The sequence below is a fragment of the Paenibacillus sp. FSL H7-0350 genome (assembly GCF_038593195.1).
GTDB lineage: Bacteria > Bacillota > Bacilli > Paenibacillales > Paenibacillaceae > Paenibacillus_AQ.
In genome coordinates, this window is sequence record NZ_CP151972.1 from 6635248 (window position 1) to 6650833 (window position 15586).

Annotated in this window: 14 protein-coding genes; 11 read left to right on the plus strand and 3 right to left on the minus strand. The window is 53.2% G+C overall.

Annotated elements, in window-relative coordinates; genetic code table 11:
• Window positions 1-51 precede the first annotated feature (51 nt).
• The 4 genes from NYE24_RS29755 to NYE24_RS29770 all read left to right on the plus strand — a co-directional run bounded on the left by NYE24_RS29755 (window position 52) and on the right by NYE24_RS29770 (window position 3261).
• On the plus strand, window positions 52-936 hold the full coding sequence (locus tag NYE24_RS29755) for a hypothetical protein (RefSeq protein ID WP_076158943.1): 885 nt from the start codon (window positions 52-54) through the stop codon (window positions 934-936).
• A 106-nt stretch (window positions 937-1042) separates the two neighbouring features.
• On the plus strand, window positions 1043-2134 hold the full coding sequence (gene serC / locus NYE24_RS29760; protein WP_036697795.1) for a 3-phosphoserine/phosphohydroxythreonine transaminase: 1092 nt from the start codon (window positions 1043-1045) through the stop codon (window positions 2132-2134).
• 249 nt (window positions 2135-2383) lie between these two features.
• The gene (gene trmL / locus NYE24_RS29765; protein ID WP_036697752.1) at window positions 2384-2848 is read left to right on the plus strand and encodes a tRNA (uridine(34)/cytosine(34)/5-carboxymethylaminomethyluridine(34)-2'-O)-methyltransferase TrmL; all 465 of its coding nucleotides are present in this window, start codon (window positions 2384-2386) and stop codon (window positions 2846-2848) included.
• Between the two features lie 158 nt (window positions 2849-3006).
• Window positions 3007-3261, plus strand: coding sequence for an AbrB/MazE/SpoVT family DNA-binding domain-containing protein (locus NYE24_RS29770; RefSeq protein ID WP_036697751.1), 255 nt, complete (start codon window positions 3007-3009; stop codon window positions 3259-3261).
• A 385-nt stretch (window positions 3262-3646) separates the two neighbouring features.
• Here NYE24_RS29770 and NYE24_RS29775 read toward each other — a convergent pair whose 3' ends face one another.
• Both NYE24_RS29775 and NYE24_RS29780 read right to left on the minus strand, forming a co-directional pair.
• Entirely contained in the window at window positions 3647-4714 is a 1068-nt protein-coding gene (locus tag NYE24_RS29775) for a phosphodiester glycosidase family protein (protein ID WP_036697748.1), read from the minus strand.
• Complete coding sequence (locus NYE24_RS29780; RefSeq protein WP_036697746.1) at window positions 4711-5118, minus strand: hypothetical protein; 408 nt, start codon at window positions 5116-5118, stop codon at window positions 4711-4713. The genes NYE24_RS29775 and NYE24_RS29780 overlap by 4 nt, the downstream gene beginning before the upstream one ends.
• Before the next feature lie 283 nt (window positions 5119-5401).
• Between NYE24_RS29780 and NYE24_RS29785 the strand changes: the two genes are divergently transcribed.
• The 7 genes from NYE24_RS29785 to NYE24_RS29815 all read left to right on the plus strand — a co-directional run bounded on the left by NYE24_RS29785 (window position 5402) and on the right by NYE24_RS29815 (window position 13916).
• Window positions 5402-6058: a response regulator transcription factor gene (locus tag NYE24_RS29785; RefSeq protein WP_036697743.1), complete on the plus strand. Its 657-nt coding sequence runs from the start codon at window positions 5402-5404 to the stop codon at window positions 6056-6058.
• A gap of 67 nt (window positions 6059-6125) precedes the next feature.
• Window positions 6126-7343 carry a PLP-dependent aminotransferase family protein gene (locus tag NYE24_RS29790; RefSeq protein ID WP_342477319.1) on the plus strand — a complete coding sequence of 406 codons (1218 nt, stop codon included), beginning with the start codon at window positions 6126-6128 and terminating at the stop codon, window positions 7341-7343.
• 242 nt (window positions 7344-7585) lie between these two features.
• Complete coding sequence (locus NYE24_RS29795; protein WP_218639657.1) at window positions 7586-8287, plus strand: ABC transporter ATP-binding protein; 702 nt, start codon at window positions 7586-7588, stop codon at window positions 8285-8287.
• A gap of 31 nt (window positions 8288-8318) precedes the next feature.
• Window positions 8319-9092, plus strand: coding sequence for a hypothetical protein (locus NYE24_RS29800; protein WP_342477320.1), 774 nt, complete (start codon window positions 8319-8321; stop codon window positions 9090-9092).
• Between the two features lie 225 nt (window positions 9093-9317).
• Window positions 9318-10775 (plus strand): 6-phospho-beta-glucosidase, encoded by a 1458-nt coding sequence (locus NYE24_RS29805; protein ID WP_342477321.1) that lies wholly within the window; start codon window positions 9318-9320, stop codon window positions 10773-10775.
• A gap of 247 nt (window positions 10776-11022) precedes the next feature.
• Window positions 11023-11874, plus strand: a complete 852-nt coding sequence (locus tag NYE24_RS29810; protein ID WP_036699719.1) for a PRD domain-containing protein — start codon at window positions 11023-11025, stop codon at window positions 11872-11874.
• A gap of 140 nt (window positions 11875-12014) precedes the next feature.
• Window positions 12015-13916 (plus strand): beta-glucoside-specific PTS transporter subunit IIABC, encoded by a 1902-nt coding sequence (locus NYE24_RS29815; protein WP_036699718.1) that lies wholly within the window; start codon window positions 12015-12017, stop codon window positions 13914-13916.
• Window positions 13917-14633: 717 nt separating this feature from the next.
• On the opposite strand, the gene NYE24_RS29820 is transcribed toward NYE24_RS29815, so the two are convergent.
• Entirely contained in the window at window positions 14634-15479 is an 846-nt protein-coding gene (locus tag NYE24_RS29820; protein ID WP_342477322.1) for a DUF2161 family putative PD-(D/E)XK-type phosphodiesterase, read from the minus strand.
• Window positions 15480-15586: the final 107 nt, after the last annotated feature.

A 15586-nucleotide genomic window follows, 5' to 3' on the forward strand; every position in this document is an offset into this window, starting at 1 on the left:
TGCTATGATAGGATGTGCTGTGTCCAACCAGGACAGAAAGGAAAGAGATCAATGACACGTATACTATCCAACGGAGTACTGACAGTAGAGATCGCTGATGTGGGAGCTTACGGGGGGACCCGTTTTGACTGGACGGGATTTATTACAGGAGTGAAGCTGGAGCAGGGCGGACATACCTTTTGCGTTCCGGAAAGTCTGGTGCCCGGGCAGGGTACGGGAGGCATAGGCCTCTGCAATGAATTTGGCATTTCCCGGGCAATTGGCTATGAGGATGCTGCTGCAGGGGAATGGTTCCCCAAATTCGGTATCGGACTACTGCAGAAGCAGAGCGATGAGCCCTATTCATTCATTGGAGAGTATCCGCTTAAGCCATTCCCGATTAGTGAGGAGTGGAGCGGACAATCGGTTACATACACTGTGCAGCCGCTGGAATGCCGGGGCTACAGTATGCGGTTGGTCAAGACGCTGAAGCTGGAAGGGAACCGGCTGGACATTTCCTACAGGGTAGAGAATACAGGGACTGAAGTGCTGCGGATTGAAGAGTATATTCATAATTTTGTCGGTATTGATGGGGCACCCGTAGGGACGGATTATGAGCTTAGGCTGCCGGGAACGCCGAAGATCGTGGACGCGGAATCGGCGTATACGGAGAATTTGCTCTGCATAGACGGGAATAGCCTGACTTGGGCCGGGGAAACGGACCGCCAATTCTATTGCAGACTCGAAGGCTGGGAGCAGGCGGAGGCAGATTATTACTGGGAGCTGATCCATAAGCCTACTGGTGCCTGCATCAGAGAGAGCGGAGATTTCGCTGCTGAGCGGATTGCGCTGTGGGGAGACAAGCATGTAATTTCACCCGAGGTTTTTGCTGACATCACTATTTTACCGCGTCACAGCAAGGTGTGGAGCCGCAGCTACCTGTTTTCGGTCTCCTGAATGCGGTCTAGCTTACCTCATATGTGAATAATTATACTTGCTGGTGTTTATCGTTATCTGCTATCATAGCGATATCCATATTCATAGGAGAGAAAGGGTGGGAGTTATTTTGAGCAAGAGAGCATACAATTTTAATGCCGGTCCGGCAGCATTGCCGCTGGCAGTATTGGAACGTGCACAGGCGGAGTTCGTTGAATTCCGGGAGAGCGGAATGTCCATTATGGAGATGTCGCACCGTGGGGCGATATACGAATCCGTGCATAATGAAGCTCAGGAACGCCTGCTTTCGCTCCTCGGCAATCCGCAGGGCTACAAGGTATTGTTCATCCAGGGCGGAGCAAGCACACAGTTCGCCATGGTTCCGCTGAACCTTATCGCTGAAGGCCAGGTTGGCAGCTATGTCATGACAGGAAGCTGGGCGGACAAAGCCCTGAAGGAAGCCAAGCTGACAGGCGGCGGGCATGTAGCCGCATCCTCGGCAGATAAGAAATTCCTGGCTATTCCCGAGCTAAGCAGCATCAAGGCTGCGGACAATGCGGCTTACCTGCACATCACCTCAAATGAGACGATTGAAGGCACGCAGTATGCACAGTATCCTGATGCCGGTAACATTCCGCTGGTTGCTGATATGTCCAGTGATATTCTAAGCCGCGACTTCGATGTGAACCAATTCGGCCTGATCTATGCCGGTGCACAGAAGAATCTCGGACCGTCGGGCGTCACCGTAGTGATAGCCAAGGAAGAGCTGATTTCCAGTTCTCCGGCGAATATTCCAACGATTCTGCGGTATGATACTCATTACAAGAACAACTCTCTCTACAATACGCCGCCATCCTTCTCTGTATATATGGTTAACGAAGTGTTAAAATGGATTGAGGAACAGGGCGGGCTTGCCGGCACTGAAGCCAAGAACCGTGACAAAGCAGGTCTCCTGTATGATTATATCGACGGCAGCGGCGGCTTTTACCGCGGAGTTGCGGAAGAAGGCAGCCGTTCCATCATGAATGTAACGTTCCGGATGCAATCGGAGGAGCTGGAGAAGCAGTTCATCAAAGCTTCCGAAGCGGAAGGCTTTGTCGGCCTCAAGGGACACCGCAGCGTAGGCGGCTTACGGGCTTCGATCTACAACGCCGTCCCACATGAGAGCGTGAAGGCGCTGGCTGATTTCATGAAGCATTTCCAGCAAACCCAAGGGTAATCTAAGAACGTTCCTGACCTTCCGCCTGGCAGCGGAAGGTTTATATGTTTTGGGGTCCCCGCAAAGTACCTGAGTCATCACCCTACGCTAAAGCCCCACTTTGTGGGGTTATTTTGCCCATAGCCAGAATCACCTGAGCCCGGCCTGTACCTGCAAGCAGCAAGAATACATCACAGGGACAAGGAAGGCGCTGCGGGTACATACTCCGCCGCAGTCCTTAAGACCCTACAGAGAGGAAGCATTCGACTTATGGCATTACACATTGTGCTGGTGGAACCGGAAATTCCGGCGAATACCGGCAATATCGCCCGTACTTGTGCGGCGACAGGTACTCATCTCCACCTCGTACACCCGCTGGGTTTCCGCACAGATGATGCTACGCTGAAGCGTGCCGGACTCGATTATTGGCATGCGGTGAATATTGAATATCATAATTCCTTCAGTGAAGTATTGGAGAAGTATCAGGAAGGGCGGTTCTTCTACGCGACCACCAAGGCCAAGAAGCGCTATAGTGATTTCGCCTTCCGGGATGGAGATTTCTTCGTGTTCGGGAAAGAAACCAAGGGCTTGCCGGCTGAGATCCTGGAGGCTGGTCAGGAAACGGCGATGCGGATGCCGATGAGTGAGGCGGTCAGATCGCTTAATTTGTCCAATTCAGCAGCAATTGTGGTCTATGAAGCGCTCCGGCAACTGGATTTCCCACAACTTTTCTAAAAGTTGACATCATTTTTTATTTTTTTCAGCAGGATTCGACATTTTAGTAACGAAATAGTTGATTAGTGCCGAAGAAAGTAATAGGGTACGTGAACTTGGAAGTCAGAAATGGAATGGCACTACTAATCATAAGTTGAACAGGAGAGTGTAAGTTAGATATGAAACCTGCTGGCGTTGTACGTAAAGTAGATCAGCTGGGTAGAATTGTTCTGCCTAAGTCTCTGCGTAAAAGGTATCAAATGAATGAAGGTGATCCTGTAGAAATTCTCGTTCAGGGCGACCATATTATTCTGGAGCGTTACCGTCCGAAGTGTGTCTTCTGCGGATCTATGGAAGGCGTAAGCGAATATAAAGACCGTTACATTTGTTCAAGCTGCCTTACTGAGATGACCCAACTGCCAAAACACGCGTAAGCGTAGAGCGCATCAATTATCTACATAGGGTAAAACGCTTACGCGGCGTCTTATAACATGGATGCTGGTTGGACTCGGCTTCAGTGAATAGTGAAGAACACAAAAAGAGCGCCGCACATCAGTGCGGTGCTCCTTTTTGTGGTATACGTCCGGCAGATTGTTTGCGGAGGGCGGGTTACAGCCCCTTAGTCTTGTCGTCGTTGTAGGAAGAAGTAAGAATACCGGCCAGAAACATTACGAATACCAGGGTCACGATCCAAAAAGTCAGGGAGAACGACATACAGGCACCTCCATTATTGACGATCTTCGTTACCCTGAGTATACCCTTTTAACCTGTAAAAATAAATGAAAATGTGATATTTAGCATTGACGGTTATACTTGGGGTTACTTGAAGAACAGGAAGTTGGTCGGGACGCGGCGCAGATTGCCGTCTGAAGGCTTGTTGATGACCTTGCCGCGAAAAATCATGGACGATGAGCCGCCGCCATCCAGGTTATAAGCATCGATGACGCCGAGATTGTACAGCTTATCCTGCAGCTCAGCCAGCGTAGCTCCCGAGTTGCCGTTCTCGTTATATCCGTCAGCGACCAGAATCAGCAGCTGATTGTCCTTATAGTTGCCGATGACGGTGCGTGGTGCCCGCTTCGGGGCCAGCTGCCACTTCAGTGGAATGGCGGTCTTGCTCTGATTCTTCAGAAGCACGGGGACGAAGGTTGCCCCGAATACCGGCTCCAACTGATCGAGCTGGTCACGGCTGGTGAACTTGCCGCCGATCAGCTGGCCGGACTTGTTCAGGCCGACGAAGCTGAGATCCTTGTAGCTGGGCTCGAACCCGTACAGATATTGTCCGCCAACGATGGTAGTCGAGAGCGGATAACGCTTGCCGTTCTGATCAGCGAACCCGCCGGCGTTAATACCGGCCGAGGCGCCGTAACGGTTCACGGCCTGCATGGTGGTCTCCGAAGCGCCTGTGCCGTCACCGGCCAGGCTCATCTTCATGGCTGAGGAATCCTTCAGCTTAATCTTCATTGCGTACGCTGTATAGTTGCCGGGGTTCAGCCGGTATAATTCGATGGTAATCCGGTCGCTGCTGATCACATCGGCGGGAATGCCGAGCCGGGAACTAATCCGGCTGTTGTAGATCCGCTCGGGACGGGAGGTCTGGGCTGCTGCTGTGCTGACCAATGCGTTCATAGCATTGGTGGTCTGCTTGTAGAGCTGTGCGCTGGTGCCGATAGAGTCTATGGTGTAAGCGGCATAGCTCTTGGCCACAGCCAGGTCCTGCTTCAATTGGGCGGTTTCATTCACGGGTCCGGGGTCAGCTGCGAAGGGGGCGGTATTCAGTTTAAGCTCAAGCGGGGGCTGGTACAGCCACAGACAGAGCAGCAGTCCGAACAATGGAGCAGTCAGGAGCATGAAGAACCGGTTCACTCTTTTGACAGGAGTCATCATTTCAGCAGATCCATCTCTTTCTTGAGCGTATCAAGCTGTTTCTTGACCTCGCTTAATTGCGTGTACAGCTTGTTGCTGTTGTCCGTCTTGTTGCTGGCATTATCCTTGGTGAAGGTCAGCAGCTCGTTGAATGTCTGCACGGTGCTCTGAAGCTCCTTCACTTGTTCTGACAGGACGGCAATCTTGGACTCGTAGTCGGTCTTCAAAACGGTAAGCTGCTGCTGGCTTTGAGATCCAAGCTCGCTCAGCACCTGGTCTTTCAGATGATTGGTGTAGCTGTACACGGCATATATGCCGAGCGCGATCATCAGAATCCAGAACAGTAGAAACCATTTGACGGACGAGCCGCTTCTCTCTGCACTCCGGCGAGAGTGTACCCGGGTCGATTCCGCTAGCGGTTGCATTTCATCACCTCAAGCCATATTTTTTCAAGTTCTCATTCTATCAGACTTTCAGGTTTTTCGCAAAAGTGAAAGAGCCGCGCAGAAACGACAAAAAGTAATTGCATCCTGTTAAACTACTGCGATACAATTTCTATAGATTGGAATATCTGATGGACGTATTCAAGGTAAAAGAAGGAAGAATAGACTTAGGACAGCATAGATCCTTGCTTGCGTGTTGACAGGAAACGCTTACAGCGCTTTCCATTCTGGAAAATTATATAGATAGCAGGAGGTCTGGGCATTAATGACGAAGGTCTGGCAGGTGGTCATCGTGGGATGTCATCCCACAAGTATGCTGGGAACAAAATTAATACTGGAAGATGAGGAGGGACTGACGGTAGACGGAATGTACGCTACCTGGGAGGAATGTCTCGCGGGCATGGAGGAATCCCGGCCTGATCTGGTACTGAGTGATTATCAGATGCATGATGGAACCGTAGAGGAGGTGCTGCCGGAAATGAAAAAAAGCTCACCGTGCTCCCACATTATTATCATGACGGAGGAGAACGATAAGGAAATATTCCTGCCCCTGATTGAACTGGGAGCGAGCGGGGTATTGTCGAAGGGAGCCACTCCGGGTCAGCTTCTGCAGATGATCCGCGGCATCCGCGAAGGGTTCCTCTCCATTCCGCTGGAGTGGATCGAAAAGGGTTTCCGTCCGGTAGCCTCCTCCAGAGGGCTGGAAGGTGTCTTGCAGCTGACACAGACTGAGATGTTCATCATGGAACGCATTGTGCAAGGAATTACATACGACAAAATCGCACTTGAAATTGAAGTCAGCCGCCGTTCAATCGATAACTACCTGCGCAAGATTTATGTGAAGCTGGAAGTATCGACAAGAGCGCAGGCGATTGAGAAGTTCGCGCTTTTCTCAAGACAGAACAAGCAAATCTACGCATAATCCCTGTATTACGACATAATGGCGTCAGAACTGGAATATTCTTAAACCAGATAAAGGGGGGAAGCGTATGAAGTATGAGTTTTCTTCGCGCGCACATACATTGTTATCTTCACCGCTGCTGAGTATCCGTAAGGAGACACGCCGGGGCACGCTGATCTCACTGGCAGAGGAGCTCCCGGCAGAAGAATTATTTCCGCTGTCATTGCTGTCTGAGGCGGCATCTACTGTTATCTCCACAGATGCAAGTGCGCTGCAGTACGGGGAGCCTGAGGGGTATGGCCCGCTCCGCGAATGGCTGACCGGAGATTGGCTCCGCAGCAAAGGAGTGGCGGTAGCCGAAGGCGGAGTGCTGCTGACAACGGGCAGTCAGCAGGCCATCGATCTGCTGTCCAGGGTGTATATCGATCCCGGGGATCATGTGCTGGTTGAGAATCCGACGTCTCCCGGTATTCTGCAGGCGCTGCGGATGCAGGGAGCCGTCATTATTCCGGTCCAGGGGGATGGGGATGGCCTGCTGCCGGATCATCTGCTCCGAACGATCCGCAGCTATAGGCCCAAGATGCTGTTCGCTGCGCCAAGCTTCACCAATCCCAGCGGAGTGCTCTGGAGCCTTGCCCGGCGGCAAGAGATTCTGGAGCTGTGCATCTCACATAATGTGCTGATCGTAGAGGATGATTCCTACGGCGATCTGCACTTCCAGCGGAGTGAGGGCCATCCCTCCAAGAAATATCCTACTCTATACGCACTGGAGAATGTCAGCGAAGGCGGGCATGTGCTGTACATCGGCTCCTTCAGCAAGACTGTCGCGCCGGCGCTGCGGACGGGCTGGGCGGCAGGAAGCCGCGAGCTGATCGGCATGATGGCTGCCGCCAAGCAGATGGCGGACTGGCAGTCCAGCTCGCTGAACCAGCGGCTGCTGCATCATCTGCTCAGTGTATCGGCCTTTGATCTGCGGGAGCATATCACGCTGTTGAACCGCGAATACAATACCCGCCTGAAGCTGATGGCGGAGCTGCTGAAGCGTCCGGCCTGGAAGAACAGTGTCTACGACATGCCGGCCGGCGGCATGTTCCTCTGGGTATCGCTGCCCGAAGGGCTGGACGCGATGGCTTTGCTGCGTGCTTCGCTATCCAAGGGCGTAGCCTTCCTGCCTGGTCCGCTCTGTAGTGTAAGTGGCGGCTCAGACCGCATCCGGCTCAACTTCAGCCATCCCGGCCGGGATGAGCTGCTGCTAGGGATGAACCTGATGAGTGAAGCGGTGACTGAGTTTACGGCCCGCAGCTAGGAAACCATCAAGAGCATGAATGATAGGGAGTCTTATAGGAAGAGTGACCGCTTGGCCTTGACGGCAGGCGGTTTTCTTTGGCTTTTTGGGGCCCCTGTAAATTACCTGAATCATCATCGAAGCTAAAACTCCACTTTGTGGGGTTATTTGGCGTGCAGGGGTCTATGAAGAACATGCGTCTAATCAATTGTGAAAAGAAACACAATAGAGACCAATGCCTATCAAAGGGGATGCATGTGGAAATGCAAGCGATGGAGAATGTACTGGAGTGCAGGAATGTAACGAAACGCTATGGGAAGAAGACCGCGCTAGACCAACTCAGTCTGACGATTCCCACAGGTAGAATCGTAGGGCTGCTCGGGCCTAACGGGGCGGGAAAGACGACGCTGATGAAGCTGATAGTCACTCTGCTACGGGATTATAAAGGCAGCCTTACGGTCAGCGGCATACGCCCCGGCCTGAAAACCAAAAAAATGGTGTCTTATCTGCCGGACCGTGAATTCCTGTATCCATGGATGTCGATTGAAGAGAGCATTGCTTTTTTTGATCACTCGTTTGCCGACTTTCAGCGGGAGAAGGCGTATAGCATGATTGCAGAGCTGGGACTGAATCTGCAGGATAAAGTGAAGTCTCTGTCCAAAGGGATGCAGGAGCGGGTGAGTATCTCGCTGGTGTTCGCGCGCAAGGCCCGGCTGTTCGTCCTGGACGAGCCGCTGGCGGCGGTGGACCCTTCCACACGGGATAAGATTATAAGGATTATTCTGGATAACTTCGACCCGGACAGCTCGATTCTGATTAGTACGCATCTGATCCACGATGTCGAGAGCCTGTTCACGGATGTGGTGTTCGTGAATGACGGCAAGGTGCTGCTGCAGGGGAGCGTGGAGGAGCTGCGGCGGGAACATGGTGTGCCGATTGAGGAGTTATTCAAACGTCTGATTTGATCTTCTAAAGACAAGAAAAGGGGAGAACATCATGGTTCAATGGCATCAATTCAAGCTGGAATGCCGGAAGCATTTCGCTGTATTTGCTATCTTCACCGCCTTGAGCGGTCTGGCTAATTTGTATTTTCTGTTTGACCGGGGACAGGATATGGCCTTCGTCTTTCTGCTGGTAAATATGGTGATAGGCATTCTGCTGCCGGTCTATATCTACATGGACTATTACAAGGAGTTCTTCACGGGGACGATGCCGGTTAACCATCTGCTGCCGCTGCGAACCTCTGCGCTCTTCGGTGTGAAGTCTGCTGTCTTCATGCTGGGTCTTACCGCAGTCTGGTCTACCACTTTGCTGGATGTCTTCTTGAATCCCGAAGGACTGTATCAGCTGCGGATCGCACACTCCACAAGTCCCGCGCTGGGCATCTCCTACTTCATACTCTCCAAGCTGTGCAGCCTTCCGGCAGGCCTGGCGCTGATTGGTCTGGCCCTGGCAGCTGCCAAAAGATTCCGTAAGCCTGCGCTGAGCCACCTCTGCATTGCTGCCCTCATCGTCCTTGTTACCGGCATCCAGTTCGCTCTGGTGATCCGGGGGAGCCAGCATTTCAGTATCGGTTCCTCAGCCGCGGCCAGCTTCAAGCAATATGCGAATCTGCTTACGGTTAGCCCGGCTGGGCGGGAGCAGCCGTCCAACATTAACGAGACCATTAACTGGCTGTCGGTCGGCATGAACCTGCTGGTGGCGCTGCTGGCCGGAGCTGCGGGCAGTGCGCTCTTGAACGGGCGCAAATATGAGCTTCACGGAAAATGATCGCATTTTCATTTGAAATTTACCGGATGCTATGTTAGGCTGGAGTCAATTAAATCTTCCATAAACACATCGTTTACCGGATTGTTACTGGCCGTGCCAGGCAAAACCTAAACTGATGGTGACTGATTTGAACCCGTTCGCCGGGCTCGATGATCTTGCCAGAGGTTTAGGTTTTTCTGTTATATGGGCCATGCAGAAACATCATAATGAAAAGGGGTAAGGACTATGGCTACAGTACTTAACGGATTTCCTGAGCATTTCTTATGGGGCGGCGCAACCGCTGCCAATCAGCTGGAGGGCGCTTTTGATCAGGGCGGCAAAGGGCTGTCTACGGCAGATATGATCGCCTTCGTGCCTAAGGATAAGCGCAAGGGGGATCATTCCATGGAGATCTCCTCGGAGCGGATCGCCCGGATTCTTGCCGGAGAGACGGATGACTGGTTCCCGAAACGCGAAGGCGTTGACTTCTATCACCGCTACAAGGAGGACATTGCTCTATTCGCCGAAATGGGCTTCAAGGTGTTCCGGCTGTCGATTAACTGGGCCCGGATCTTCCCGAACGGCGATGACGCCGAGCCTAACGAGCAGGGTCTGCAATTCTACGACGATGTATTCGATGAACTGCTGAAATACGGCATTGAGCCGCTGGTTACCCTCTCGCACTATGAGACACCGCTCGGTCTTACACAGAAATATAACGGCTGGGCCAGCCGTGAAGTCATCGGATTCTATGTAAAGTATGCGGAGACTGTATTTACCCGTTACCGTAATAAAGTGAAATACTGGCTGACCTTCAACGAGATCAATGTCATGCTGTTCAGCCCGTATACCGGCGGCGGTATTCTTACAGACCGCGTGGAGAACAAGCTGCAAGCGGTCTTTCAAGGTCTGCACCATCAGTTTGTAGCAAGCGCTCTGGTTACCAAGCTGGGACATGAGATTATTCCGGGCTCACAGATCGGCTGTATGCTGGCCCGTATGGAGAGCTACGCGCATACCTGCAATCCGGCGGATGTGCGTAAGAGACAGCAGGAAGACCAGCTGAATCTGTTCTTCACGGATGTGCATGCGCGCGGCAAGTACCCGCGTTATATGAACCGTTATTTTGCCGAGAATCAGATTGAGATTGTCCGTGAGCCGGGAGATGATGAGCTGCTTGCTGCGAATACAGTAGATTTCATTTCGTTCAGCTATTATATGACGCTCACTGTGTCCGCAGGCCCGGAGGGTGAGGCCACGGAAGGGAATCTGCTGGGCGGTATCAAAAACCCGTATTTGAAAGCCTCCGACTGGGGCTGGCAGATTGATCCTGTAGGGCTGCGCATTACCCTGAATAACCTGTACGACCGGTACCAAAAGCCGTTGTTCATTGTGGAGAACGGACTGGGCGCCTATGACAAGGTGGAGGAAGACGGATCGATCCATGACCACTACCGGATTGATTATTTGCGGGAACACATCAAGGAGATGAAGGAAGCGGTAAAGGATGGCGTGGAGCTGCTGGGCTATACGGCCTGGGGCCCGATTGACCTGGTGAGCATGTCGACTTCGGAGATGTCCAAGCGCTACGGCTTCATTTATGTAGACCTGGATGACACGGGAAGCGGCACGCTGAACCGCAGCAAGAAGGATTCGTTTGAGTGGTACAAGCAGGTCATTTCGTCGAACGGTGAAATATTGTAGTTGAAATGGGGCAAGCTTAAGAAGCACAGGCCTTAATAAACCGTTTTCATAAAAGTGTTGTCATATTTACAATGATATGCTAAGATGCTGCTACAGGTAGAATAACTGGATTGTTACTGTTCATTCAGGCAAAACCAGAAACGGGCACTCTTTTGATGCCGTTTTGGTTTTGCCTTTTTTCACACAATAATGTTGTATCCCCGCGTGGTGGGGGGATTTTATTACTCTGACGGTGTAAGGTGATGGAATGAAAATTGCTAAGGTGCTCAACAACAATGTGGTCACCGTACTCGATGCCAGCGGGAAGGAACGGGTCGTCATGGGCCGCGGAATCGCCTTCAAAAAGCAGCCCGGGGATGACGTTGAGGATGCCCAGGTTGAGAAAGTATTCGCCCTGGAGAATAAAGAAGGTTCACAGAAGCTGATGTCGCTTCTCTCGGAGATCCCGCTGGAATATGTGGAATGCACCGATGAAGTGATCCGTTATGCCGAGACGGTGCTCGGGGAGAAGCTGCATGACAGCATCTATATCTCACTGACGGACCATATCCATTTCGCCATCGACCGTCACCGTCAGGGGCTTCAAATCAAGAATGCGCTGCTGTGGGAAATCAAGCGGATGTACCGCAAGGAGTTCTCCATTGGACTCAAGGCGCTGCAAATTATCGAGGAACGGCTGGGTGTTCTCCTGCCGGAGGACGAGTGCGCTTTCATCGCGATGCATCTGGTGAATGCGCAGATGAACGGTGAGATGCGGGAGACGGTAAGCATCACGAATATCGTGAAGGACATCTTGAATATTGTCCGGCGGAGCTTCCTCATTGAGCTGGATGAAGAATCCCTCGGGTATTACCGCTTCCTGACCCATCTGAAGTTCTTTGCGCAACGGGTGGTCCAAGGCACTCCGATGGAAGAGCGGGACCAGGATCATGCACTGCATGATCTGGTCATGAAGCAGTACCCTGCTGCCCATGCGGTTGCGGTGAAGATAGCGGACTATACCCGCAAGATATACAAAAGGGTCTTGTCCAAGGAAGAAATATTGTATCTGACCATTCATATTGAACGGATTATCCGCAATGAGGAAATAACAGAATAATGTGGTGCAGGATTGCTACTCGGTACAGAGGCAAAACCTAAACCCGGACAGTGCTGGAGGCAGAAGACTGCCTTTCCCCGCTGATCGGCGTTTAGGTTTTTTTTTGCGGAAAACATACTATAGCTAAGGAGCAACATCTTATGAATACAAAAGAGCTGTCCAAAGAAATATTGAAGCTTGTCGGCGGAGAAGAGAATATCGATCAGGTTACCCATTGTATGACCCGTCTGCGCTTCAACCTGAATGACAACAACCGTGCGGACAAAGCGGCCCTGCAGAAGACGGACGGGGTTATGGGCGTGATGATTAACGGCGGGCAATTCCAGGTCATCATCGGCAATGATGTGCCGGTGGTCTACAATGACCTGATTGGCAATATGTCCGTTTCTCCTGAGAAGAAGGCTTCCGGTGACAAGGTGGAGAAAAAGAAGCAGAATCCGCTGAGCAAGCTGTTCGACTTCATCTCGGGGATCTTCACACCGATCCTGCCGGCCATTACCGGTGCGGGGATGATCAAGGGGATTGTCGCCCTGCTGGTAGCGGCGGGTTGGATGGGGACGGAGAACTCCACGTATATCATACTCTCGGCGATCGGGGACGGCGCCTTCTACTTCCTGCCGATTGTTCTGGCTATCAGCGCTGCCCGTAAGCTGGGAAGCAATATGTACATCGCTGCTGCGATCGGGGCGGCCATTCTGCATCCGACCGTCACCACGCTGCTGGGGTCAGGGGAGCCTGTTACCTTCGCTTCACTGCCGGTGGTAGCTGCAACCTACGCTTCGTCTGTCATTCCGATTGTGATTGCAGTATGGCTGGCCTCCTATGTGGAAAAAGCCGTTGATAAAGTAACCCATGCTTCGCTGAAGCTGATTGTCGTTCCGACGGTTACCCTGCTGGTCATTGTACCGCTTACCCTGATTGCTGTAGGTCCGCTGGGTGTTATTATCGGGGATGGCCTGACAGGAGGCATCAGCTGGCTGTTCGAGAATACGGGACTGTTCGCAGGCCTGCTGCTGGGCGGAACCATGTCCCTGTTGATCATCACGGGGATGCATTATGCCCTGATTCCAATTATGATTGCATCCATTGCACAGCTTGGCTATGACTATATGATTCCGATTATGATGGTAGCAAACTTCGCCCAGGCGGGCAGTGCGCTTGGTGTTTCTCTAAGAACGAAGAACAGCAAGCTGAAGTCCCTCTCCCTGTCTACAAGTATTACGGCCTTCATGGGAATTACAGAACCGGCCATGTACGGAGTGAATATGCGGCTTAAGAAACCGTTCATCGCTGCCCTGATCGGCGGAGCTGCCGGTGGTGCGTTCCTCAGCTTGTTCAAGGTAAAAGCCTATGTCATCGGCGGACTCGCCGGACTCTCCGGCATTCCAATGGTTCTCGGTGCGACCTTTGTCTATTCGGTCATCGGCTTCGCCATCGGGGCGGTAGTTGCTGCGGTTGTCACTTATATTATCGGCTTCGAGGATGAGCAGGAAGCTGCTGCTGCGCCTGCGGTGACTCCTGCTGAGTCTGTAAATGTATCTGCTGCTAACACTACTGTAAACGGCGCTGCTGCTGAGCCTAAGATGGTGAATCAAGAGGTATTTAGTCCGATTGCCGGAGCGGTGAAGCCGCTGAGCGAAGTGAGCGATCCGGCCTTCTCGGAAGAGATTATGGGTAAGGGATATGCGATTCAGCCGTCCGAAGGCCGCGTAGTCTCGCCGGTTCAGGGAACGGTGTTCTCGCTCTCGAAGAGCGGACATGCGATTGGTCTGGTCAGCGACAGCGGAGCAGAGATGCTGATCCATATCGGCATCGACACAGTGAAGCTGAAGGGCTTGCATTTCTCGCCGAAGGTAACTGCCGGAACCCGGGTGGCTGTCGGCGATCTGTTGATGGAATTCGATCTGGTGGAGATCGAGAAGGCTGGCTACAGCACCATTACGCCAGTTATTATTACGAACATCCAGCAGTATCAGTCCATCCAGTCTGCTGGCGTTACCCCGGTTAAGGAGAAGGAGCTGCTGTATACGGTGCTTGCTTAGGATGAGCTAGGGGCCAGGTGCGAATTAGCAAATGGCTGGGGCTTGGAGTGAATGAGTGAAAAGCTGGGGGCTTGGAGTGAATAAGCGAAGAGCTGGAGTATAAGCAAGTAGGATGTTCTAGAGTATAGGTCTGGTAAGTAGATCGAGAAGGTACTAAGGAGTTGTCGCCCGCAGCAGGTCTGCGTGGGGACAACTCCTTTTTTTGGCCGAATGTGTGCGGAAAACAGAATATATTGTGTTGGCGCCTGTCCAGGTAACCTTGTTCTGTGGAGATAGGTGGAAAAAGAGCATCTAATTTGACTGCATTCCTGAGAGTTGGGACTATAGTTGGAATAATTACATCTATTTAGCTGAATTATGCTAGTTGAGACAAAATGGTGGGAAGTAAGTGTCGTTTATCCAACTAATCTTTTGCGCCGGGAAAAACTCAACAAATTAAGTGTTAATTTTCCAACTATTGGCAGGGTAGTGGAGCGTGAACGCCTCATGATTGCGTGCATGCCTATGTAAAGGCGGGTGCGGCTTACTGGCTCAGGCTGGTGGAGCAGTGAGCGGACAGATGGGTAGCCCGGCGATCCGCGTCCGGCTGGTGAGCAGCGAGCGGACAGATAAGCAGCCGTGGCGGCCCGTGTCCAGCAGATGGAGCTGCGGACGGTCAAGCCCGGGCGCGGGCCTACAGCTTGCCCGCGCTGATCTCCGCGACCCTTGCATACTCGATCAGCGCCGCTTGTCCGGCGGCCGTGAGTGTGTAGCGGCCGCGCTGCACCCGGAAGAACCACGCATAGTAGTTCTTCTGCAGGATCGCAGCGGCGCCGGGCACGCCGCTGCGCTTCCGCAGCGCGGCGGGCGTGACGCCGCGCGCGCCCTCCGCCCGGCTGTGCGCAGCCGCCGGGCCCGCACCCGCAGCGGCATCACCCGCCGCTGCTGCCGTACCCGCGGCCGCCGTCTCCCCGGCGGCCAGGGCCATGCCCGGCGCGCCGCCGCGCGCCGCGCGCCCCCGCCGAGGCCAGCCGCTCCGGCGGCTTCGGCCTCCAGGGCCTGCAGCGCGGCGGCCACGCGCAGCGCCTTCTCGCGGTAGGCAGTCACGAGCTTGACGCGCGTGCTGCCGCCGGTGTTGTAGTCCCCGCTGCGCTCGCGGAACTCGTAGAGCAAGCGCTCGCGGCGGCGGACGGCGCTGCGGGCCTGCGGCGGCGCCTCGCCCGGCTCCGCGAGCACCTCGACGAGCGGGGCCTTCGTCTTGTAGAAGACGACGGTTACCAGCCCCAGGCCGAGCCGGCGGCATAGCCCGGTGAGCTCGCCCCAGCGCTGGTTGACCGCGCCCTTCTTCTCCCTGACGCGTTCTACCGCGAGGTAGACGTTAGGGCTAAGCCGCAGCCGTTCAATGCCTTGCAGCAGCAGGGCGAGATTGAACGATTTTTTCATCTCGACAATGAGCGGCTGGGGCTCGTCCTCCCGGATACCGACCAGATCGCAGGTACGCACCTCGCCCTTGATCTCATAGCCCTGCCGTTCAAAAAATCCCTTCAAAGGAGCATACAGCTCCGTTTCCTGTTTGATCGCCATTGGTTGTCACTCCTGCCCTGGATTGCAGCGTAATTATAATAGAGAATTCATGATTCTCTATTATAGCACAGCAAAAAAGAGGTCAACTATTCCGGGCTCGCCGCATA

Excerpts from the sequence above, each read along its gene's own strand:
- NYE24_RS29755 (WP_076158943.1), top strand. The coding sequence starts at position 52 with ATGACACGTATACTATCCAACGGAGTACTGACAGTAGAGATCGCTGAT.
- trmL (WP_036697752.1), top strand. The coding sequence starts at position 2,384 with ATGGCATTACACATTGTGCTGGTGGAACCGGAAATTCCGGCGAATACC.
- NYE24_RS29770 (WP_036697751.1), top strand. The coding sequence starts at position 3,007 with ATGAAACCTGCTGGCGTTGTACGTAAAGTAGATCAGCTGGGTAGAATT.
- NYE24_RS29775 (WP_036697748.1), bottom strand. The coding sequence starts at position 4,714 with ATGATGACTCCTGTCAAAAGAGTGAACCGGTTCTTCATGCTCCTGACT.
- NYE24_RS29780 (WP_036697746.1), bottom strand. The coding sequence starts at position 5,118 with ATGCAACCGCTAGCGGAATCGACCCGGGTACACTCTCGCCGGAGTGCA.
- NYE24_RS29785 (WP_036697743.1), top strand. The coding sequence starts at position 5,402 with ATGACGAAGGTCTGGCAGGTGGTCATCGTGGGATGTCATCCCACAAGT.
- NYE24_RS29790 (WP_342477319.1), top strand. The coding sequence starts at position 6,126 with ATGAAGTATGAGTTTTCTTCGCGCGCACATACATTGTTATCTTCACCG.
- NYE24_RS29795 (WP_218639657.1), top strand. The coding sequence starts at position 7,586 with ATGCAAGCGATGGAGAATGTACTGGAGTGCAGGAATGTAACGAAACGC.
- NYE24_RS29800 (WP_342477320.1), top strand. The coding sequence starts at position 8,319 with ATGGTTCAATGGCATCAATTCAAGCTGGAATGCCGGAAGCATTTCGCT.
- NYE24_RS29805 (WP_342477321.1), top strand. The coding sequence starts at position 9,318 with ATGGCTACAGTACTTAACGGATTTCCTGAGCATTTCTTATGGGGCGGC.
- NYE24_RS29810 (WP_036699719.1), top strand. The coding sequence starts at position 11,023 with ATGAAAATTGCTAAGGTGCTCAACAACAATGTGGTCACCGTACTCGAT.
- NYE24_RS29815 (WP_036699718.1), top strand. The coding sequence starts at position 12,015 with ATGAATACAAAAGAGCTGTCCAAAGAAATATTGAAGCTTGTCGGCGGA.
- NYE24_RS29820 (WP_342477322.1), bottom strand. The coding sequence starts at position 15,479 with ATGGCGATCAAACAGGAAACGGAGCTGTATGCTCCTTTGAAGGGATTT.